This is a genomic window from Aeromonas intestinalis (assembly GCF_054052485.1).
On record NZ_JBSTYK010000001.1, the window covers coordinates 156475 to 176020 of the forward strand.

At 63.7% G+C, this 19546-nt stretch carries 17 protein-coding genes; 7 read left to right on the forward strand and 10 right to left on the reverse strand.

What is annotated here, in order from left to right:
• Nucleotides 1–30: 30 nt before the first annotated feature.
• From ACW5W7_RS00645 to ACW5W7_RS00655, 3 genes are read right to left on the reverse strand one after another with little or no spacing between them, the layout of a single operon-like run.
• Nucleotides 31–1446, reverse strand: coding sequence for an efflux transporter outer membrane subunit (locus tag ACW5W7_RS00645; protein ID WP_456500421.1), 1416 nt, complete (start codon nucleotides 1444–1446; stop codon nucleotides 31–33).
• On the reverse strand, nucleotides 1439–4588 hold the full coding sequence (locus ACW5W7_RS00650; protein ID WP_456500422.1) for an efflux RND transporter permease subunit: 3150 nt from the start codon (nucleotides 4586–4588) through the stop codon (nucleotides 1439–1441). Before ACW5W7_RS00650 ends, ACW5W7_RS00645 begins: the two co-directional genes overlap by 8 nt.
• A 20-nt stretch (nucleotides 4589–4608) precedes the next feature.
• Nucleotides 4609–5799: an efflux RND transporter periplasmic adaptor subunit gene (locus tag ACW5W7_RS00655; protein WP_349918619.1), complete on the reverse strand. Its 1191-nt coding sequence runs from the start codon at nucleotides 5797–5799 to the stop codon at nucleotides 4609–4611.
• Between the two features lie 149 nt (nucleotides 5800–5948).
• On the opposite strand from ACW5W7_RS00655, the gene ACW5W7_RS00660 reads away from it, so the two are divergent.
• The 3 genes from ACW5W7_RS00660 (at nucleotide 5949) to ACW5W7_RS00670 (ending at nucleotide 8640) form a co-directional block, all read left to right on the forward strand.
• Nucleotides 5949–6590, forward strand: coding sequence for a TetR family transcriptional regulator (locus ACW5W7_RS00660; RefSeq protein WP_456500423.1), 642 nt, complete (start codon nucleotides 5949–5951; stop codon nucleotides 6588–6590).
• Nucleotides 6591–6717: 127 nt separating this feature from the next.
• On the forward strand, nucleotides 6718–7347 hold the full coding sequence (locus ACW5W7_RS00665) for a class I SAM-dependent methyltransferase (RefSeq protein WP_456500424.1): 630 nt from the start codon (nucleotides 6718–6720) through the stop codon (nucleotides 7345–7347).
• Between the two features lie 117 nt (nucleotides 7348–7464).
• Nucleotides 7465–8640 (forward strand): dicarboxylate/amino acid:cation symporter, encoded by a 1176-nt coding sequence (locus tag ACW5W7_RS00670; RefSeq protein WP_456500425.1) that lies wholly within the window; start codon nucleotides 7465–7467, stop codon nucleotides 8638–8640.
• Between the two features lie 49 nt (nucleotides 8641–8689).
• Here ACW5W7_RS00670 and ACW5W7_RS00675 read toward each other — a convergent pair whose 3' ends face one another.
• The 7 genes from ACW5W7_RS00675 to rnm form a co-directional block, all read right to left on the reverse strand.
• On the reverse strand, nucleotides 8690–9061 hold the full coding sequence (locus tag ACW5W7_RS00675; protein ID WP_456500426.1) for a glyoxalase superfamily protein: 372 nt from the start codon (nucleotides 9059–9061) through the stop codon (nucleotides 8690–8692).
• A 28-nt stretch (nucleotides 9062–9089) separates the two neighbouring features.
• Complete coding sequence (gene tesB / locus ACW5W7_RS00680) at nucleotides 9090–9962, reverse strand: acyl-CoA thioesterase II (RefSeq protein WP_349918630.1); 873 nt, start codon at nucleotides 9960–9962, stop codon at nucleotides 9090–9092.
• A gap of 247 nt (nucleotides 9963–10209) precedes the next feature.
• Nucleotides 10210–11133 carry a 23S rRNA pseudouridine(2605) synthase RluB gene (rluB, locus tag ACW5W7_RS00685; RefSeq protein WP_349918632.1) on the reverse strand — a complete coding sequence of 308 codons (924 nt, stop codon included), beginning with the start codon at nucleotides 11131–11133 and terminating at the stop codon, nucleotides 10210–10212.
• Nucleotides 11134–11235: 102 nt separating this feature from the next.
• Nucleotides 11236–11820, reverse strand: a complete 585-nt coding sequence (gene scpB, locus ACW5W7_RS00690) for an SMC-Scp complex subunit ScpB (protein ID WP_456500427.1) — start codon at nucleotides 11818–11820, stop codon at nucleotides 11236–11238.
• Nucleotides 11804–12682: a segregation and condensation protein A gene (locus ACW5W7_RS00695; RefSeq protein ID WP_456500428.1), complete on the reverse strand. Its 879-nt coding sequence runs from the start codon at nucleotides 12680–12682 to the stop codon at nucleotides 11804–11806. Before ACW5W7_RS00695 ends, scpB begins: the two co-directional genes overlap by 17 nt.
• Nucleotides 12675–13295, reverse strand: a complete 621-nt coding sequence (locus ACW5W7_RS00700; protein WP_438548834.1) for an L-threonylcarbamoyladenylate synthase — start codon at nucleotides 13293–13295, stop codon at nucleotides 12675–12677. The genes ACW5W7_RS00695 and ACW5W7_RS00700 overlap by 8 nt, the downstream gene beginning before the upstream one ends.
• Nucleotides 13296–13437: 142 nt before the next feature.
• On the reverse strand, nucleotides 13438–14319 hold the full coding sequence (gene rnm / locus ACW5W7_RS00705) for an RNase RNM (protein WP_456500429.1): 882 nt from the start codon (nucleotides 14317–14319) through the stop codon (nucleotides 13438–13440).
• A 425-nt stretch (nucleotides 14320–14744) separates the two neighbouring features.
• On the opposite strand from rnm, the gene ACW5W7_RS00710 reads away from it, so the two are divergent.
• From ACW5W7_RS00710 to trpCF, 4 genes are all read left to right on the forward strand, one after another.
• Entirely contained in the window at nucleotides 14745–16406 is a 1662-nt protein-coding gene (locus ACW5W7_RS00710; RefSeq protein WP_456500430.1) for an anthranilate synthase component 1, read from the forward strand.
• A complete protein-coding gene (locus ACW5W7_RS00715; RefSeq protein WP_456500431.1) occupies nucleotides 16399–16998 on the forward strand; it encodes an aminodeoxychorismate/anthranilate synthase component II in 600 nt (199 codons plus the stop codon). Before ACW5W7_RS00710 ends, ACW5W7_RS00715 begins: the two co-directional genes overlap by 8 nt.
• A 10-nt stretch (nucleotides 16999–17008) precedes the next feature.
• A complete protein-coding gene (trpD, locus tag ACW5W7_RS00720; RefSeq protein ID WP_456500432.1) occupies nucleotides 17009–18022 on the forward strand; it encodes an anthranilate phosphoribosyltransferase in 1014 nt (337 codons plus the stop codon).
• 80 nt (nucleotides 18023–18102) lie between these two features.
• Complete coding sequence (trpCF, locus tag ACW5W7_RS00725) at nucleotides 18103–19536, forward strand: bifunctional indole-3-glycerol-phosphate synthase TrpC/phosphoribosylanthranilate isomerase TrpF (protein ID WP_456500433.1); 1434 nt, start codon at nucleotides 18103–18105, stop codon at nucleotides 19534–19536.
• The last annotated feature ends 10 nt before the right edge of the window (nucleotides 19537–19546 follow it).

Consider the following 19546-nt stretch of genomic DNA (forward strand, 5'->3'; position numbering starts at 1 on the left):
CCCTGTGGCTATATGATGTGACCTTCGTCATCAACCCTGGCTGTCGGTCGCCTGAGTCGCCTCTTCCGGCGCCTGCCAGCCACCGCCGATCGCCTTGTAGAGGGCGACCTGGTTGCTCAGCTGGGCCAGGCGGGTGCTGATGAGCCCCTGCCGTGCGCTGAACAGGGAGCGCTGGGCATCGAGGCGGGTCAGATAGCTGTCCACCCCTTGCTCATAGCGGAACTCCGCCAGCTTGAAGTAGGTCTGGTTGGCATTCACCAGATCCTGCTGGGCCTGCAGTTGCTGCTCATAGTCCGCCTGGGCGCCCAGGGTGTCGGCCACCTCCTTGAAGGCGGTCTGGATGCTCTTCTCATAGCTCGCCACCGCCTGCTTGGCGCCGACCTCGGCCACGTCGAGATCCGCCACGCGCTTGCCACCGTCGAAGATGGGCAGGTTGATCTGGGGCATGAAGGTCCAGGTGCCGGTGCCGCCGTCAAACAAGCCGCTCAGCTGGTTGCTGGCGGTGCCCGCCGTCGCGGTGAGCGAGATGGTCGGGAAGAAGGCGGCGCGGGCTGCGCCAATGTTGGCGTTCGCCCCCTTCAGGCTGTGCTCCGCCGCCAGGATGTCCGGGCGTTGTTGCAGCAGCGTGGAAGACGCGCCCACCGGGATGGCAGCCAGTTGCACCTCGTCCAAGGTCTTGGGTTGTCCTTCCAGCACCGGCACATCGGTGCCGAGCAGCAGGGCCAGACCGTTCTTGTCCTGCTTCACCTGACGCTGATACTGCGCCTGGCTGACACGAGCGTTCTCCAGCGCCGTGCGCCCCTGTGCCAGCTCCATCTCGGAGGCGGCGCCCAGCCGGTATTTATGCTGGGTCAGGGCGTAGCTCTCCTGCTCGGTGGCCAGGGTCGCCTGGCTCAGCGCCAGCAGCTCCTGATCCGCGAGCAGGGTGAAGTAGGCATTGGCCACCGAGGCGACCAGGGCGATCTGGGTGCTGCGCTGGGTCTCAATCTGTGCCAGGTAGTTCTCCAGCGCCTGATCTTTCAGGCTCTGGATCCGGCCAAACAAGTCCAGCTCATAGGCGGTGATGCCGATGTTGGCGCCATATTGGCTGCTGATGGTGCCCTGCCCCGTGCTGCTGAGATCGTCCGATCCCTGCTGGCGGGAGCCGCTGCCATCTGCGGCCAGAGTCGGCAACTGGGCCGCCCGCTGGATCCGGTATCTGGCTTCATAGGCCTCGACGTTCAAGGCCGCGAGGCGCAGATCCCGGTTGTTTTCAAGGGCAGTGCCGATGAGCTTCTGCAACTCGGGATCGAGGAACTGCTGACGCCAGGGCGCCGCTTCCCCCTTGGCGGCCAGATCGGCCTGCCAGGAGGCGCCTTGGGGCTGCGCGGGACGTTGGTAGTCGGGGGCCATGGAACAGGCCCCCAGCAGCAGGGTCACACTCAGGGCGATCAGGGTCTTAGTCATGTTTGATCTCCTTGGCGTGGGCAATACGCTCCTCGGCGCTGTGGTGCTCGGTGAAATAACGCATCACCAGCACGAAGAACAGGGGCACGAAGAAGATGGCCAGCACGGTCGCGGTGATCATCCCCCCCATGACGCCGGTACCGATGGCGTTACGGCTGCTGGCGCCGGCGCCGGTACTGATCACCAGCGGCAGTACGCCGAGGATGAAGGCGAGGGACGTCATCAGGATCGGGCGCAGGCGCTGACGGGAGGCTTCCACCACGGCTTCGCCGAGTTTCATCCCCTTGTCGTGCAGCTCCTTGGCAAACTCGACGATGAGGATGGCGTTCTTCGCCGACAACCCGATCGTGGTGAGCAGGCCCACCTGGAAGTAGACGTCGTTCTCGAGCCCGCGCATGGTCGCCGCCAAAATGGCGCCCAGCACCCCGAGCGGTACCACCAGCATGACGGAGAACGGAATGCTCCAGCTCTCATAGAGCGCCGCCAGACAGAGGAAGACCACCAGCAAGGAGATGGCATAGAGCGCAGGCGCCTGAGAGCCGGCCTGACGCTCCTGGAAGGAGAGACCGGTCCACTCGATGCCTACCCCTTCGGGCAGTTTTTCCACCATGGCCTCGATGGCTGCCATGGCATCCCCCGTACTCTTGCCCGGCGCCGCTTCACCGACGATCTCCATGGCGGAGACGCCGTTGTAACGTTCAAGACGCGGCGAACCGAAGCTCCACTCCGTGGTGGCGAAAGCAGAGAAGGGCACCATCTGGCCGGAGCTGTTGCGCACGTACCACAGCTTCAGATCTTCCGGGTTCATCCGGAACGGCGCATCCGCCTGCAGATAGACCTTCTTGACCCGGCCGCGATCCACGAAGTCGTTCACGTAGGACGAACCCCAGGCTGCCGACAGGGTGTTGTTGATGTCCGCGATGGAGAGACCCTGGGCCAGCGCCTTCTCGTAGTCGATCTTGATGTCGAGCTGGGGCGTGTCTTCCATCCCGTTCGGGCGTACCCGTACCAGGTTGGGATCCTGCGCCGCCATGCCGAGCAGCTGGTTACGGGCTTCCATCAGCTTCTCGTGCCCCAGACCACCGCGGTCTTGCAGGAAGAAGTCGAAACCGGTGGCGGTCCCGAGCTCGGGGATGGGAGGCAGGTTGAAGGCGAAGACCTGGGCTTCCTTGATGCTGAACAGGTAACCCATGGCGCGGCCGATGATGGCATTGGCGCTGCGCTCCTCACCCTGACGCTCGCTCCAGTCCTTCAGCTTGATGAAGGCCATGCCCGCATTCTGACCGCTACCGGCGAAGCTGAAGCCCGCCACCGTCAGCACGGAGTCCACGTTCTCCTTCTCGTTCTCGAGGAAGTAGTCGCGCATCTCGGCCAGTACCACTTCGGTACGCTCCTTGGTGGCGCCGACCGGCAGCTGCACCATGGACATGATGACCCCCTGATCCTCTTCCGGCAGGAAGGAGGTGGGCAGGCGCATGAACAGCACCGCCAGCACCGCCAACATGGCCAGATAGATGATGCTGTAGCGGGTACCCTGCTTGATCACCTTGCGCACGCCGTTCTGATAGCGGTTGGCATTGGTGTCGAAGAAGCGGTTGAACCAGCCGAAGAAGCCACGCTGGGTACCGTGTTCCCCCTGCTTGATGGGTTTGAGCAAGGTGGCGCACAGGGCCGGCGTCAGGATCAGGGCCACCAGCACGGAGAGCACCATGGCCGAGACGATGGTCAGGGAGAACTGACGATAGATGGCACCGGTGGAACCGCCGAAGAAGGCCATGGGCACGAACACGGCGGAGAGCACCAGGGCGATCCCCACCAGGGCGCCGGTGATCTGGGTCATGGACTTGCGGGTCGCTTCCAGCGGGGAGAGTCCCTCCTCGCTCATCAGACGCTCCACGTTCTCCACCACCACGATGGCATCATCCACCAGGAGGCCGATGGCCAGCACCAGACCGAACATGGTCAGGGTGTTGATGGAGAAACCGAACGCCGCCATGACGCCGAAGGTCCCGAGCAGTACCACGGGAACGGCGATGGTCGGGATCAGGGTGGCCCGGAAGTTCTGCAAGAACAGATACATGACGCAGAACACCAGGAAGATCGCTTCCACCAGGGTCTGCACCACCTCCTCGATGGAGATCTTCACAAACGGCGTGGTGTCGTAGGGATAGACGATCTCCATGTTGTTCGGGAAGTACTCATAGAGTTCCCCCAGCTTGGCACGGACATGCTCGGCCGTGTCCAGGGCGTTGGCGCCGGTGGCCAGCTTGATGGCGAGTGCCGCGGTGGCCTGACCGTTGTAGAGCGCGGAGGCGTCATAGCTTTCGCCGGCGAGTTCGACCCGGGCCACGTCTTTGAGCAGCACCTTGGAGCCATCCTGGTTCACCCGCAGCAAGATATTGCTGAACTGCTCCGGGGTGGAGAGGCGAGTCTGGCCCATGATGGTGGCGGTGAATTGCTGATCGCTCACCGACGGGGTGCCACCGAGTTTGCCGAACGCCACCTGGGCGTTCTGGGACTTGATGGCGGCCTGGACGTCAGCGGGGGTCATCTGTACCCGATTGAGTTTGTGCGGATCCAGCCAGATGCGCATGGAGTACTGGCTGCCGAACAGGGTGATGTCACCCACACCGTCCAGACGGCTCAGGGGTTCCTTGATGTTGGACACCACGTAGTCGGCGAGATCGTCGTTGGTCATGCTGCCATCGGTGGAGATGAAGGCGGCCACCATCAGGAAGCTGCTGGAGGTCTTCTGAACCCGGATCCCCTGCTGCTGTACTTCCTGCGGCAGGAGCGACATCGCCTGTTGCAACTTGTTCTGCACCTGCACCTGGGCAATATCGGGATCCGTACCCGGCTTGAAGGTGAGGGTTACGCTCACGTTGCCCGAGGAGTCGGATTGTGCCGACATGTAGAGCAGGTGATCCAGACCCGTCATGTTCTGTTCGATGATCTGGGTCACCGAGTCTTCCACCGTCTTGGCGGAGGCACCCGGGTAGCTGGCGGAGATGCCTACTGCCGGCGGGGCTATGGTCGGGTATTGTGCGACCGGCAAGCCGATGATGGCCATGACCCCGGCCAGCATGATCACCAGGGCGATCACCCAGGCGAAGATCGGTCTATCTATAAAAAATCGTGCCATTTGGCGACTACTCCATCCTACTACTTGGTTACCGGGGTCTGCTCAGCCTGTGCGGTGGCCGTGGTGGCAGCGCGCTCAGTGGGGGCAACCTCGGCGCCAGGTTTGACCTTCTGCAGACCGGCCACGATCACCTTCTCACCGGACTGGAGACCTGACTCCACGACCCAGCTATCGCCGACCATGCGACTGACTTGCACATCCCGCAGCGCCACCTTGTTGTCCGGGGTCACCACCATGACGGTGGCACCACCGTTGGGGGTACGGGTCACGGCAGTCTGCGGCACCAGCAAGCCTTCGGGGCGCTCGCCCTCTTGCAGAGTGGCGCGCATGAACATGCCGGGCAGCAGCAGATCCTTCGGATTGGGGACGATGACCCGCAGGGTCACCATGCCGGTGGTCTCATCCACGGTCACGTCGGAGAACTGCAGTGAGCCCTGCTCGGCATAGGTGCTGCCATCTTCCAGCTGGAAGCTGACCTTGGCGCCATCCTGCTGACCCTGGGTCAGCTTGCCGGCAGCCACTTCACGCTTGAGGCGCAGCAGGTCGGCGGTGGATTGGCGCACGTCCACATACATGGGGTCGAGCTGGGAGATGGTGGTCAGGCTGGTGGCCTGCTGGGCGGTCACCAGGGCACCCTCGGTCACCGCAGACTTGCCGATGCGGCCGCTGATGGGGGCGGTGATCCGGGTATAGGCCAGATTGATGTTGGCGCTCTGCAGGGCGGCCTTGGCGGCACCGATCTCGGCAACCTGCTGCTTCCAGGCGGCGTCTGCATCATCATATTCCTGACGGCTGATGGCCTTGACCTTCACCAACTCGGCATAACGCTGGGCCTTGAGACGGGCACTGCGCTCGTTGGCCTCGGCCTTGGCAAGGTTCGCCTTGGCGCTGGCGACGGCGGCCTGATAAACGGCGGGATCGATCTGGTACAGCAACTGGCCGGCCTTGACGTCGCTGCCTTCGGTGAACAGGCGCTTGAGGATGATGCCGTTCACCTGGGGACGCACCTCGGCGACCCGCAGGGGTGCGGTACGACCGGTCAGCTCGGACAGCAGTTGCAGCGGAGCCGTGTGCAGCGTCACCACATCCACCGCGGCGGGGGGCATTTCTCCCATGGCCTGCTGAGCCTCGCCCTTGTCACCACAACCAATCAGCAGGCCACTTGCCAGCATGGCAAGGCCGACCGAACGTGCGAGAATATGTTTGTGCATGAAATTCCTAGCCTCTGTTTCAATCAAAAAGAGAACAAAACCATAGGGTTTATAAGGGCCCTATTGGTAAAACTGCGAAGATGGTGCAATATACATACATTCGAGAATGTATGTAAGTAACTTTTAATCATTTCAACGGGTACAGCACCATGGCCAGACGGACTAAAGAAGAAGCGCAGCAGACCCGCTGCCACATCATGAGCACCGCCCTGACTCTGTTCTGTCAACAGGGGCTGGCCAGAACCAGTCTGACCGATATCGCCAAGGCAGCCGACCTGACCCGGGGCGCCATCTACTGGCACTTCAAAAACAAAGAAGAACTGTTCGTCTCCCTGTGGGAGGAGCTCTGTGCCCCCCTCTCCCATCAACTCGACGCCTGTCTCGATGAGCGAGAACCCGATCCCCTCGGCAAGCTGCGCATCTTCCTCAAGGAGGTGATGATCAAGATAAGCACCGAGCCCGCCCAGCAGCAGATGTTCACCATCATGTACAACCTGGAATCCCTGGAAGGGGAGGCCAGCTCATTGCGTGAGCACATGCGCCAGCAGTCGCTCAACTTCTTCCGGGATCTGGAGCTCACCCTGGCCAACGCGGTACGCCTCGGCCACCTGCCGGCGGACCTGGATCTGCACCGGGCCGCCACCCTGATGCACTGCACCCTGGATGGCTATGTCATCAACTGGCTGCACTTCCCGGAGCGCCTGAACCTCATCAAAGACGCCGACTTCCTGCTCGACGGCCTGTTCTCCCTGATCGCCCAGCCCCGGGGCCCGGCAGTGCGCCCCGCCTGACCGAGACAGGCCTTATCACCAGAAGCCCGGTCGGGAGGGATGAGGACGGCCCTCCCCCGACCAGACCAGCCACCAGAGCCGAAAATCTGCTAGAGTAGCCGCCCCGCATCCAAGAGATCCCCTGATCATGCCCGCGTCATCCTCTCTTCCCCCCCTTCCCGCCCAGGCCCACCCCCGCTTCCTGGCGCTGCTGCCAGAAGGCGCCCACCTGCTGGAGGCGGGCTGCGGCACGGGGGAGGATCTCCACTATTTTCGCGAGCAGGGGTATGTGGTCACCGCCTTCGATGCGAGTCTGACCCAGGCCAAGGCCGCCTCACGCCGGTGCGGCCAGCCGGTGCGGGTGTGCCGCTTCGAGCAGATGCACAACGTGCTGCCCTTTGACGGCATCTGGGCCAGCGCCTCCCTGCCCTGCCTCACCGAGGCCGAGCTCACCCCCGTGCTGACTCACCTCGCCAGCCTGCTCAGGCCAAAGGGACCGCTCTACTGCTCCTTCCCCCACCCGGATGGCGGGCTGCCGCGCGAAGACGCCGCCGCGCCTCTCGACTATCCGCTGCGCACGGCCCTGGACGAAGCTGCTCTTGCCGCTCTCATCGCCCCCTTGCCCTTTGCGCTGCAACAGTGCTGGCAAAGCGACGATGAGAGGCAGGGACGCTGGCTGCACGCCCTGCTGATCCGCGACGCCAATCCCGCCACAATTAATCAATATCGCGGCCGCCGCTCCAGACAGGGAGCCCGACGCGACGTCGCATCTAGATAACAATATTTAACTCTGCATTAACCAGGTGAAGACAGACAAGATGCGGCTTTTGTGTTAAAAAGCAGCATCAAAATCAAGATTAAATAACAAAACAGACACCAACACCTGGATTAATGCATGAAACTTGTCCTTAAACTGATTGCCGGCATCCTCGCCGGTCTCCTGCTCGGTCTCTACGCCCCGGAATGGGTCGCACGCGTGCTGTTTACGGCCAAGACGGTCATCGGTCAGCTGATCACCTTCACCATCCCCCTGATCATCCTGTTCTTCATCATGAGCGGCATCGCCAGCCTGCCGAAGAACTCCGGCAAGCTGCTGGGCAAGACGGTGGCCCTCTCCTACTGCTCCACCATACTGGCGGGCCTGTTCGCCTTCACGGTGGCGAGCCACCTGATCCCGCACCTGACCACGGCCGCCGAGGCCAGCACGGAGACGGCCATCAAGCTCAGCTCCTACATCAACCTGGAGATACCGCCGCTGTTCGGGGTCATGTCGGCCCTCGCCGCCGCCTTCGTGTTCGGCATCGGCATCAGCGCCACCCAGGCCACCGATCTGCGCCGGGTCGCGGATCAGGGCCGTGACATCATCGACCGCCTGCTGGCCCGGGTGATCATTCCGCTGCTGCCCTTCTACATCGCCGGCGTCTTCGTCGAGATGACGGTGGAAGGCACCGTCTTCGCCACCCTGAAGACCTTCGGCGTGGTGCTGGTGATGGCCATCGCCATGCACTGGACCTGGCTCTCCGTGCTGTTCGTCGCCACCGGTCTGGCGCTGGGCCGCTCCCCGGCCATGCTCATCAAGAACATGCTGCCCGCCTACTTCACCGCCCTTGGCACCATGTCCAGCGCCGCCACCATCCCGGTCGCCCTGAAAGCCAGCAAGAACAACGGGGTGAGCGAGGGGATCGCCAATTTCACCGTTCCCCTGTGCGCCACCATCCACCTGTGCGGCTCCACCATCACCCTGGTGACCTGCGCCACCGCCGTCATGTTCCTCTCCGAGCACCTGGCCATCCCGGGGATCGGCACCATGCTGCCCTTCATCATGATGCTGGGCGTCATCATGATTGCGGCCCCCGGTGCCCCGGGCGGCGGCGTCATGTCGGCGCTCGGCCTGCTCACCTCCATGCTCGGTTTCGGTGAGGCCTCCATCGCCCTGATGATCGCCCTCTACCTGGCCCAGGACAGCTTCGGCACCGCCTGCAACGTCACCGGAGACGGCGTCATCGCCCTCTGGGCCGACCGCTTCGCCGAAGGGGAAAGCCTGCCGGTCGCCGAGCAGGAAGCGGCCTGACAGGCCACATCAGCCAATGAAAAAACGGGAGCCAGTGGCTCCCGTTTTTTTATGAGGCGCTTTCTGCCGGCGGCAACGGCTCGGTAAACACCAGCCGGTTACCGAAGGGATCCTGCACCGTGAGCTCCCGGCAACCCCAGGGCATGGTCTCGATGGCGGGGCGAGCATTGGGATAGCCCTTGGCACGCCACTCGGCGAACAGGGCATCGAGCTGGCCGGTGGAGAGGCGCAGGGCCGCCCCCGGGCAGGCATCCCCGTGGTGCTCGGAGAGGTGGATGACCCACTCCCCCCGGGAGATCTGCAGATAGAGCGGCATGTCCGGGCCGAATCGGTGCTCCCAGTCGATGACGAACCCCAGGTAATCGAGGTAGAAGGCGCGCAACTTGCCCTCATCGAAGCTGCGCAGAATGGGCACGATCACAGGCTCATCCCCCGGCCGTTTGAGTAATTCATGGGTTGCTGCCCCGGCGGCGGATCACCCCTTCCTGCATGGTGCTGGCCACCAGCACCCCGTCACGGGTGAAGAACTGGCCGCGCACCAGGCCGCGACCGCCGCTGGCGCTCGGGCTGTCCACCACGTAGAGCAGCCAGTCATCCAGCCGGAACTCCCGGTGGAACCACATGGAGTGATCGATGGTCGCCACCTGCATGTCCGGCTCCCAGTAGGAGACGCCGTGAGGTTGCAGGGCGGCGAACAGGAAGTGGAAGTCGGAGGCATAGGCCAGCAGGTAATTGTGCACCCGCTGATCGTCCGGCACCGGGCCGTTGGCCTTGAACCAGGTGTAGCGCAGGGGCTCGTGCACATCGGGCCGGATCGGATCGACCAGGGTCACCGGGCGGATCTCGATGGGCTTCTCGCACAGGATCTTGTCCCGCAGGGCCGGCGGGATCACCTGCTCATAGGGGCGCACCAGCTCCAGCTCGCTCTTGAGCTGCTCGGGAGGGGTGATCCCCTCTGGCATCCGGGCCTGGTGCTCGAAGCCCTCGGCCACCACCTGGAAGGAGGCGTTGAGGTAGAAGATGGGCTTGCCCCCCTGGATGGCCTTGACCCGGCGGGTGGAGACGCTCTGGCCGTCGCGGATGTTCTCCACGTCGTAGACGATGGGCTTGTTGGCATCCCCCGGGCGCAGGAAGTAGGAGTGGCAACTGTGCACCTGGCGATCGCTCGCCACCGTCTGCTTGGCGGCTGACAAGGCCTGCCCCATCACCTGTCCGCCAAACACGGCCCGCAGACCGAGATCCTGGCTCTGGCCCCGAAACAGGCCCTCCTCGATTTTCTCCAGCGCCAGCAGTGCCAGCAGCTCATCCAATACCTTGCTCATTCATCTCTCCTGTATCAGTGCGGGAAAGGCTAACAAGCCAGCCCAGGCAGAGCAACCGCTCCCGCTGCCTGACACGCAGTGATAGAAAAATTTATCAAAATAAAAATCCATTAGCGCCATGAATGAAAATGCTCCCATTCATCGGCTGAGCGACCCTGCCCCGCCGCGCCTTCCCCCAGAAATGAAAAAGCCCGCACCAGGTGGTGCGGGCTTTCAAGGCGTGGCGACGAGCTCACCCCCGGCAGGCTTACTTGCTGCCGGTCCCCGAGTTGCGGGTGGAGGAGGTCGGCTTGCGACGGGCGGTGGTGCTGCGGGCACGCGGCTCCTTGCCCTGCATCTCCTTGTGGCGCTTGACCGCGCGGCGGATCTGGGCGGCCTGCTTGTGGCGACCGGCCTTGCCGTCCTGTTGCAAGTCCACCTTGGACTCGGTTTCGTTGGGCAGATTGACCAGGCCGCGCAGGTAGTTCACCTCGGGCAGCTTGAGCTCCTGCCAGCCGCCGCGGGGGATGCCGCGATCCAGGGTGACGTCGCCGTAGCGGATGCGCATCAGGCGGCTCACCTGCACTTCCTGGGATTCCCACAGGCGGCGCACTTCGCGGTTGCGACCCTCGGTCAGGGTGACGTTGAACCACTGGTTCAGCCCTTCACCGCCGGCCGGCTTGATCTTGTTGAACTTGGCCATGCCGTCTTCCAGCTGCACGCCCTTGCGCAGGCGCTGCAACATGGCTTCGGTGATCTCGCCAAAGACACGCACCGCGTATTCCCGCTCCACTTCGTGGCTCGGGTGCATCAGCCGGTTGGCCAGCTCGCCGTCGGTGGTGAACAGCAAGAGACCGGAAGTGTTGACGTCCAGACGACCCACAGCTATCCAGCGGGCCCCGTCCATCTTGGGCAGACGATCAAACACGGTGGGACGCCCTTCCGGATCGTGACGGGTACACATCTCCCCTTCGGGCTTGTGGTACGCCAGTACGCGGCAGATCTGCTCTTCCGCCGCACGGGTCTTGACCTGGTGACCATCCACCCGGATCACGGCGTTCACTTCGACGCGATCCCCCAGCGTGGCGACCTTGCCATCCACGCTGACCCGACCTGCGGTGATCAGGGCCTCCATCTCACGACGGGAGCCTTGACCCGCGCGGGCCAATACTTTTTGCAGTTTTTCACTCATCGGGTTTACCTGATTGTTGATCGCTGCCCGCATGATGAAGGGCAACGGTGGCTTTCGTGATGACGCCACGTGTGGCGCCCTCACCGCTTGATACTTGTCGACTCATGACGGCACGCTCTGGCCGCCCTGCCCTTCCCCGGACAAACCGGCGAGGGGGGTCTGCAGCTCGGGGTCCAGCTCGGGGAGCTGCTCCAGGCTGCGCAAATTGAAATAATCCAGAAACTCCCGGGTGGTGGCGAGCAGCTCGGGGCGCCCCACCACCTCCTTGTGACCGATGCTGCGCACCCAGCCACGATCCTTGAGGGTATTGACGATCTGGCTCGACACCGCCACCCCGCGGATGGCTTCAATCTCGGCCCGGGTAATGGGCTGGCGATAGGCGATCAGGGTCAGCGTCTCCATCACGGCCCGCGAATAGCGCGGTGCCCGCTCGCTCCAGAGCCTCGAGAGCTCCTCTGCATACTCCTGGCGGGCCTGGAAGCGCCAGCCGGAGGCGACCTCCTTGAGCTCCACCCCCCGCGTCTCGTACTCTTTCCTGAGCTCGGCCAGCAGCAGTTGCACGTAGCGACCGGTGACCGGGTAGTCCGAGAGCACGCCCCCCTTGAGTTCACTCACCGAGAGCGGGCGGCCGGCGACGAAGAGCGCCGCCTCGATCAAGGTCTTCAGCCGCTCAGTGGGCAGCGCCATGGTTGCCCTCCTCGGGCGCACTGGCCAATGCAAAGTGGATGGGACCGAGCGGCTCGGCCTGCAAAATCCAGATAAGCGACTCCTTGCACAGCTCCAGCAACGCCAGGAAGGTCACCAGCACCCCCATGCGCCCATCGCTGGCCTTGATCACCTGATCGAGGCGCAGGGTCTGGCCCAGGGACAGCATGGCCAGGATCTCCGCCATGCGCACCCGGGTCGGGATCTGTTCCCGGCGGATCTGGTGATGCTCAAAATGAGTCGCGCGTTTTACCACACTTTGCATGTAAAGGGCGAGCTCAACCAGTGAAACATCGGGCGTGAGCGGCTTCAGGGCGCCGAAATCCGGCGGCAAGGCGCTCGCCACATAGATCTCCCGCTCCAGCCGAGGCTGGGCGTCCAGCCGTTCGGCCCCCAGCTTGTAGCGCTCGTACTCCTGCAGTCGGCGAATGAGGGTCACGCGGGGATCTTCCCCTTCCTCGTCATCCTCCAGCTCCGGAGCCTTGGGCAGCAGCAGGCGAGATTTGATCTCCGCGAGCCAGGCCGCCATCAGCAGGTATTCCGCGGCCAGCTCCAGATTCAGCCCCTGCATCAGCTCCACGTACTCCATGTACTGGGCGGTGATCTGCAGGATCGGCAGGTTCAGGATGTCCAGCTGCTGGCGGCGGATAAGGTAGAGCAGCAGATCCAGCGGCCCCTCGAAGGTGTCGAGGAAGACTTCCAGCGCATCCGGCGGAATAAACAGATCCTGGGGCAGCTCATGATAGGGCTGCCCCAGGACGGTGGCGATGGGCGGTGCCGGGACGGGTGGGGGCTGGTTGCCCTCACTCGGGTCCCGGGTCGCCGTGTCGGCGGCCTTATTCAAACGGCGTGGGATCCCCGGCTCCGCGACGGCGCAGCACGGGCTCGTCGTCGGAGAAGTCCACCACAGTGGTGGGCTGCTCGCCGAGATAGCCGCCGTTGACCACCAGATCCAGCTGCTTGCCGAGCTTGTCGGCGATCTCTTCCGGATCAAACTCCGCCATCTCGGAGCCCGGCAGGATCAGGGTGGTGGAGAGCAGGGGCTCGCCGAGCTCCTCCAGCAACGCGAGGGCGATGTTGTTGGCGGGCACCCGGATGCCGATGGTCTTCTTCTTCTCGTTCATCAGGCGGCGCGGCACTTCCTTGGTCGCCTTGAAGATGAAGGTGTAGGGGCCAGGGGTGTTGTTCTTGATCAGGCGAAACGCGCTGTTGTCCACCTTGGCGTAGGTGGCGATTTCGGAGAGATCCCGGCACACCAGGGTGAAGTCGTGGTTCGGCTCGATGCGGCGAATGCGGCAGATGCGCTCCAGGGCATCCTTGTTGCCCATCTGGCAGCCAAGTGCATAACCGGAGTCGGTGGGATAGACGATGACGCCGCCGTTTTGCAGGATCTGCACCGCCTGGCCGATGAGACGGGCCTGGGGATTGTCGGGATGTACGTAAAAATGCTGACTCATATGCTGTTCTCGCGATGGGGGCACACGGCGTGCCCGCTTCATGGTCGAGGGCCTGCGCCCATGACACTACCTTAACGCCTTTGGCGCAGACTCGCTCGCGCCAAAAGTTGAAATTGACCCCATTGGCCTGCGGATCCGCGTTTCAGCGGGCGGCCAGCAGGCTGGCATGCTCCTCGGGGCTGAGGCCGAAGTGGCCGGGATAGCCCAGCCAGAGCGGCATGCCCTCCTTGGGCAGCCAGAGGTGGCGGCCAAGCTCGGTCCAGTTGGAGGGGAAGTGGAAGTCCGACCCCACCGAGATGTAGAGATCGTGCTCCTTGGCCCACTGACCGAGATTCGCCCGCTCCTGGGGGCTCTGCTGGGGCAGGGAGACCTCCATGGCATCCCCCCCGGCAGCCTTGAAGGCCACCAGCAGCCGCTTGATCCACTTGGCGGTGAGATCGTAGCGGCTGGGATGGGCCAGCACCGCCAGACCACCTGCGCCGTGAATGGCCTCGATGGCCACCGCCATCTCGGGCCACTCGGCGGGCACATAGCCCTTGTTGCCCCGGCTCAGGTACTTCTTGAACACCTTCTGCATGTTGTCCGCCACCCCGCGGGCCATCAACACCCGGGCGAAGTGGGCTCGGGTCACGGCGGCCTCGCCGGCCAGGGCCTTGGCCTCTTCATAGGTGCCGGGCAGCTGGCACTTCTCCAGACGGCGCCCTATCTCCTCGGCGCGGGCTTCCCGGCGGGCCAGCTGGGCGGCCAGGAAGGCGTTGAGCCCCGGGTTTTGTTCATCCACTCCGAGCGCCACGATGTGGATCTCGTGATGCTCCCAACCGGTGGAGATCTCGACCCCGCTCACCAGTCGCAGGGGCAGCTGCTCGGCGCTGATGGTATGGCGCACCTCATCAAGCCCGGCGAGGGTGTCGTGGTCAGTGACCGCTAACACCTCGACCCCTTTTTCGGCGGCTCGGCGCACCAGCTCGGAGGGTGAGAGCACCCCATCCGAGGCCGTGGTATGACAGTGAAGATCGAATCTCATCGGCTTGTTTCGCTCTCGTTGACTGATCCGCTTGGCAAAAAGCGGCAAAAAAGCGACTTGACTTGGCCGCGGCTTTAGCGTTTTCTGTAGACACTTCAAGTGCAAACAGATCGATACAGGATTTTATCATGCAAACGACATTCACCCTGACCCATAGCTGGTGGTGGCACATTCCCTGACATGCGGGCGTGTGGTCGTTGCTGTACCTGAAATCTGACAGCAAATTAAGAACCCAGAGAAAAAGCCCGCTGACCCCAGCGGGCTTTTTTATTATCCGGCAAATGGACATCTGATGAAACCGAGAATTCTGATAAGCACACAAGCAGGGCGATGGCGGGCCCACTGAGGCAACCCCATCCATCCATTTTCAAGAGACTCAACATCATGAACATCGGTTACACAGAACAACTGCAAGGGAACGCATGATGACAGCCAACAAGACCCGGTTACCCCTGGGCGAATTCGATACCATCCGGCTCAACGCCCCCTATGTGACAGACCCGCTGGCGCTTTACAGCCAGCTCTGCGAGGGCCGCCCCAACAACCTGCTGCTGGAATCCGTGGAGATCGACTCCAAGGCCGGCACCCAGAGCCTGCTGCTGGTGGATGCTTGCCTGCGCATCGAGTGCCGCGGTCGCACCGTGCGGGTACGCGCCCTCAACGACAACGGCGAGCGCCTGCAGACCCTGCTCGATGAGCGTCTGCCCGCCCTCATCACCCGCACCCTGGACGATGGCGAGCTCTGCCTCGCCTTCCCGGCCTCCGATCGGGAGCTTGACGAAGACAGCCGTCTCAAGGGGATCAGCGTGCTGGACGTGCTGCGCACCCTGCAACGGGAGCTGCAATGCCAGCTTGGTAAAGAGGCCCTCTTCATGGGAGGCAGCTTCGCCTACGACCTCATCGCCTCCTTCGAGGATCTGCCCGCCGTGCCGGAGGGCAGCAACGACTGCCCCGACTACTGCTTCTACGTAGCCGAGACCCTGATCACCATCGATCACATCAAGCAGAGCACCCAACTGCTGGCCTGCCTGTTTGGTGGCAATAGTAGCGGCGGCGAAGAAGACGACAGCCAGCTCGATGAGCGCTACGCCCGCCTGACCGCCCGCCTCGAAGCCTTCAAGCAAGCCTGCCAGCAGCCACAATCCAGAGCGCAAGCCACCCAGCCGCTGACCGGTGCGCTCAATGTCGACAAGGGCGACAAACAGTTCTGCGCCGAAGTCGAAAAGCTCAAAGGCTTCATTCGTCGTGGCGACATCTTCCAGGTGGTGCCATCCCGCAGCTTCTCCCTGCCCTGCCCCGAGCCCGTCGCCGCCTATCGTCGCCTCAAGCAGACCAACCCCAGCCCCTACATGTTCTACGTGCAGGACGAGGGCTTCACCCTGTTTGGCGCCTCTCCCGAGAGCGCGGTCAAGTTCGAGGCGAGCAGCCGCCAGGTGGAGATGTACCCCATCGCCGGTACCCGCCGCCGTGGCCTCAATCCGGATGGCAGCATCAATCTGGATCTGGATGGCCGCATCGAGCTGGAGCTGCGCCAGGACGAGAAAGAGGTGGCCGAACACCTGATGCTGGTGGATCTGGGTCGCAACGACATCGCCCGCATATCGGAGCCCGGCACCCGCTACGTGAAGGATCTGCTGAAAGTGGATCGCTACAGCCACGTGATGCACCTGGTCTCCCGGGTGGTCGGCACCCTGCGTGCCGATCTCGATGCCCTGCACGCCTATCAGGCCTGCATGAACATGGGCACCCTGACCGGCGCCCCCAAGCTGCGCGCCAGCGAGCTCATCCGCATGGTGGAAGGCAAGCGCCGTGGCAGCTACGGCGGCGCCGTGGGCTACCTCAACGGTGAGGGGGAGATGGACACCTGCATCGTCATCCGTTCCGCCTTCGTGAAAGACGGCCTTGCCCATGTCCAGGCCGGGGCCGGCGTGGTCTATGACTCCAAGCCCCAGGCCGAAGCAGACGAGACTCGTGCCAAGGCCGCCGCCGTGCTGGCCGCCATCGCCGCCAGCCATGGCACCTCCCTGCAGGCCCTGAGTCTGCAGGAGCACCAGTCAGTGCAGCACAAGGAGGCGCGCCATGACTAACATCTTCCTGCTCGATAATTTCGATTCCTTTACTTACAACCTGGTGGATCAGTTCCGTACTCTCGGCTACCCGGTGCGCATCTACCGCAACAGCCTGCCGGCGAGCCGCATCATGAATGAGATCGAAGCGGCCGGTGGCGACGCCGTGCTGGTGCTCTCCCCGGGCCCGGGCGCTCCCCATGAGGCGGGTTGCCTGATTGACCTCATCAAACTGGCCCGCGGCCGGGTGCCCATCATCGGCATCTGCCTCGGTCATCAGGCCCTGTGCGAAGCCTACGGCGGCACAGTCGGTGCGGCGGGTGAAATCGTCCACGGCAAGCGCTCCCTCATTGAACACAACGGCCACGGCGCCTTCGCCGGTCTGCCGAGCCCGCTGCCGGTGGCCCGCTATCACTCCCTGGTCGCGACCTATGTGCCCGAGGAGCTGACCGTGATTGCCCACTATCAGGGCATGCCCATGGCCATCGAACAGCGCGGCGAGCGCGTGCTCGGCTTCCAGTTCCACCCAGAATCCATCATGACCAGCGAAGGGGCCCGCCTGCTCACCCAGGCCCTCGCCCACGTGACGCGTCCCGAAAGCAGTGTGCGGTAAGGAGACCCCCATGCATCAACATCTCAATACCCTCTATCAGGGACAGTCCCTCTCTCGCGATGAAGCCCGTGATGCCTTCGGTCAGGTGGTGCGCGGCGAAGTGGACCCCATCGTGCTCTCGAGCCTGCTCACCGCCCTCAAACTCAAGGGGGAGACCCCGGAGGAGATCGCCGGTGCCGCCGATGCGCTGCTGGCCGAGGCCCGCGACTTCCCGCGCCCGGACTATGCCTTCTGCGACATCGTCGGTACCGGTGGCGATGGCCTCAATACCATCAACGTCTCCACCACCTCGGCCCTGGTGGCCGCCGCCTGCGGCCTGAAGGTCGCCAAACATGGCAACCGCTCCGTCTCGAGCAAATCCGGCTCGAGCGACCTGCTGGACAAGATGGGGATCAAGCTCGACATGAGCCCGGCACAGGCGCGCCGCTGCCTCGATGAACTCGGCATCTGCTTCCTGTTCGCCCCCCAGTACCACGCCGGGGTACGCCACGCCATGCCGGTGCGGCAGGCCCTCAAGACCCGCACCCTGTTCAACGTCTTGGGGCCGCTCATCAACCCGGCCCGCCCCACCTACCAGCTGATGGGTGTCTATGCCCCTGAACTGGTGCGCCCCATCGCCGAAACCCTGCTGGCGCTGGGCCTGAAAACCGGTATGGTGGTGCACGGCGCGGGGCTTGACGAAATCGCCATCCACGGCCCGACCCAGGTCGCCGAGATCCGCGATGGCGAGATCCGCGAATACCTCATCACCCCGGCGGACTTTGGCCTCGAGACCTATCCGGTCAGCGCCATCCAGGGCGGTGAACCGGAAGAGAACCGCGCCATCACCGCCGCCATCCTGGCGGGCGAAGGGACCCCGGCCCACAACGCCGCCATCGCCGCCAACGTGGCCCCCCTGCTGGTGATGGCGGGCAAGGCCCCCGACTTCAAGCAGGCCGCCGCCCTGGTGCTGGCCAAGCTCGAGAGCGGCGAGTGCAGCGCCCTCGCAAAGGCGCTAGCCAGCCTGAGCCATCAGGAGGCATGATGTCAGCCACGATCAAAGAGCGCCCACAAGGCGCTCACTCAGAACGCCCGCAGGGCAGTCAGCTTCGCAAGGATAACGAGATGTCAGACGTCATTGCTCCTCATGCTTTCTTGAACATGGCCTCCATCAGCCAGACCATCCTCGGCAAGATTGTGGCCGCCAAGCAGGGCTGGATTGCGGCCCGCAAGGAAGCCCAGCCGCTGGCGAGCTTCAAGGGCGCTCTGGTGCCAAGCGATCGGGACTTCGAGGGACAACTGCGCGCAGGTTCCACCCGCTTCATTCTGGAATGCAAGAAGGCCTCCCCTTCCAAGGGATTGATCCGCAATGACTTCAGCCCGGAGGCCATCGCCGATGTCTATGGCAAATACGCCACCGCCATCTCGGTGCTGACCGACGAGAAGTTCTTCCAGGGGGATTTCGCGTTTCTGCCACGGGTGCGCGCCCGGGTTCAGCAACCCGTGCTGTGCAAGGACTTCATGATTGACCCCTATCAGGTCTATCTGGCCCGCCACTATCAGGCGGACGCCATCCTGCTGATGCTCTCCGTGCTCACCGACGAGGGTTATAACGCCCTGTTTGCGGTTGCCAAAGAATTGGGTCTCGGGGTGCTGACCGAGGTGAGCAATGAGGAGGAGCTGGAACGCGCCATCGCCCTGGGGGCACCGGTCATCGGCATCAACAACCGCGATCTGCGGGACTTGAGCGTCGATATCGCCCGCACCGGCCAGCTGGCCGCCCACATCCCGGCCGATCGCGTAATCATCAGCGAATCCGGCATCCGCAACCGCGCCCAGGTGGCCGAACTGCGCCAGCATGCCAAGGGCTTTTTGGTGGGGTCCTCTCTGATGGAGGAGGCGGATCTGGAGGCGGCGGTACGCAAGCTGGTGCTCGGCCAGAACAAGGTGTGCGGCCTGACCCGTCCCGAGGACGCCGCCGCCGCCCATCAGGCCGGCGCGGTCTTCGGTGGCCTCATCTTCGTATCCAAGAGCCCGCGCTACGTGGACATCCCCGCCGCCCGCGCCGTGATGGCAGGGGCTCCCCTCTCCTATGTCGGGGTGTTTCGCAACGCCCAAGCCGCCACCATCGCCAAGACGGTGGACGCCCTGAACCTCGCCGCCGTGCAGCTGCACGGGGATGAGGACGTCGCCTATATCGAGAGCCTGCGCCCCCTGCTGCCCCCGAGCTGCGAGATCTGGAAGGCGGTTGGCATTACTCTCGATAAGACAAGCGGCGAGCCGTTGCCTAACCTCGACTTCCCGGCGGATCGCCTGCTGCTCGACACCAAAGTCGGCAGCCAGAGCGGCGGCACCGGCCAGGCGTTCGACTGGGCCCTGCTGACGGGGCTCGATAAATCCCGCCTGATGCTGGCCGGCGGCCTGAACGCCGACAACGCCTTGCAAGCCGCCCAGGTAGGTTGCCTCGGTCTTGATTTCAACTCCGGTGTGGAGAGTGCGCCGGGCCAGAAGGATGCACACAAGATAGCGGCCGCCTTTGGCGCACTGCGCCAACTATGAGGGCCAACGG

Bases quoted from the DNA above. Each gene is read 5' to 3' on its own strand.
- ACW5W7_RS00645 (WP_456500421.1), bottom strand. From the start codon at position 1,446: ATGACTAAGACCCTGATCGCCCTGAGTGTGACCCTGCTGCTGGGGGCC.
- ACW5W7_RS00650 (WP_456500422.1), bottom strand. From the start codon at position 4,588: ATGGCACGATTTTTTATAGATAGACCGATCTTCGCCTGGGTGATCGCC.
- ACW5W7_RS00655 (WP_349918619.1), bottom strand. From the start codon at position 5,799: ATGCACAAACATATTCTCGCACGTTCGGTCGGCCTTGCCATGCTGGCA.
- ACW5W7_RS00660 (WP_456500423.1), top strand. From the start codon at position 5,949: ATGGCCAGACGGACTAAAGAAGAAGCGCAGCAGACCCGCTGCCACATC.
- ACW5W7_RS00665 (WP_456500424.1), top strand. From the start codon at position 6,718: ATGCCCGCGTCATCCTCTCTTCCCCCCCTTCCCGCCCAGGCCCACCCC.
- ACW5W7_RS00670 (WP_456500425.1), top strand. From the start codon at position 7,465: ATGAAACTTGTCCTTAAACTGATTGCCGGCATCCTCGCCGGTCTCCTG.
- tesB (WP_349918630.1), bottom strand. From the start codon at position 9,962: ATGAGCAAGGTATTGGATGAGCTGCTGGCACTGCTGGCGCTGGAGAAA.
- rluB (WP_349918632.1), bottom strand. From the start codon at position 11,133: ATGAGTGAAAAACTGCAAAAAGTATTGGCCCGCGCGGGTCAAGGCTCC.
- scpB (WP_456500427.1), bottom strand. From the start codon at position 11,820: ATGGCGCTGCCCACTGAGCGGCTGAAGACCTTGATCGAGGCGGCGCTC.
- ACW5W7_RS00700 (WP_438548834.1), bottom strand. From the start codon at position 13,295: ATGAGTCAGCATTTTTACGTACATCCCGACAATCCCCAGGCCCGTCTC.
- rnm (WP_456500429.1), bottom strand. From the start codon at position 14,319: ATGAGATTCGATCTTCACTGTCATACCACGGCCTCGGATGGGGTGCTC.
- ACW5W7_RS00710 (WP_456500430.1), top strand. From the start codon at position 14,745: ATGACAGCCAACAAGACCCGGTTACCCCTGGGCGAATTCGATACCATC.
- ACW5W7_RS00715 (WP_456500431.1), top strand. From the start codon at position 16,399: ATGACTAACATCTTCCTGCTCGATAATTTCGATTCCTTTACTTACAAC.
- trpD (WP_456500432.1), top strand. From the start codon at position 17,009: ATGCATCAACATCTCAATACCCTCTATCAGGGACAGTCCCTCTCTCGC.
- trpCF (WP_456500433.1), top strand. From the start codon at position 18,103: ATGTCAGACGTCATTGCTCCTCATGCTTTCTTGAACATGGCCTCCATC.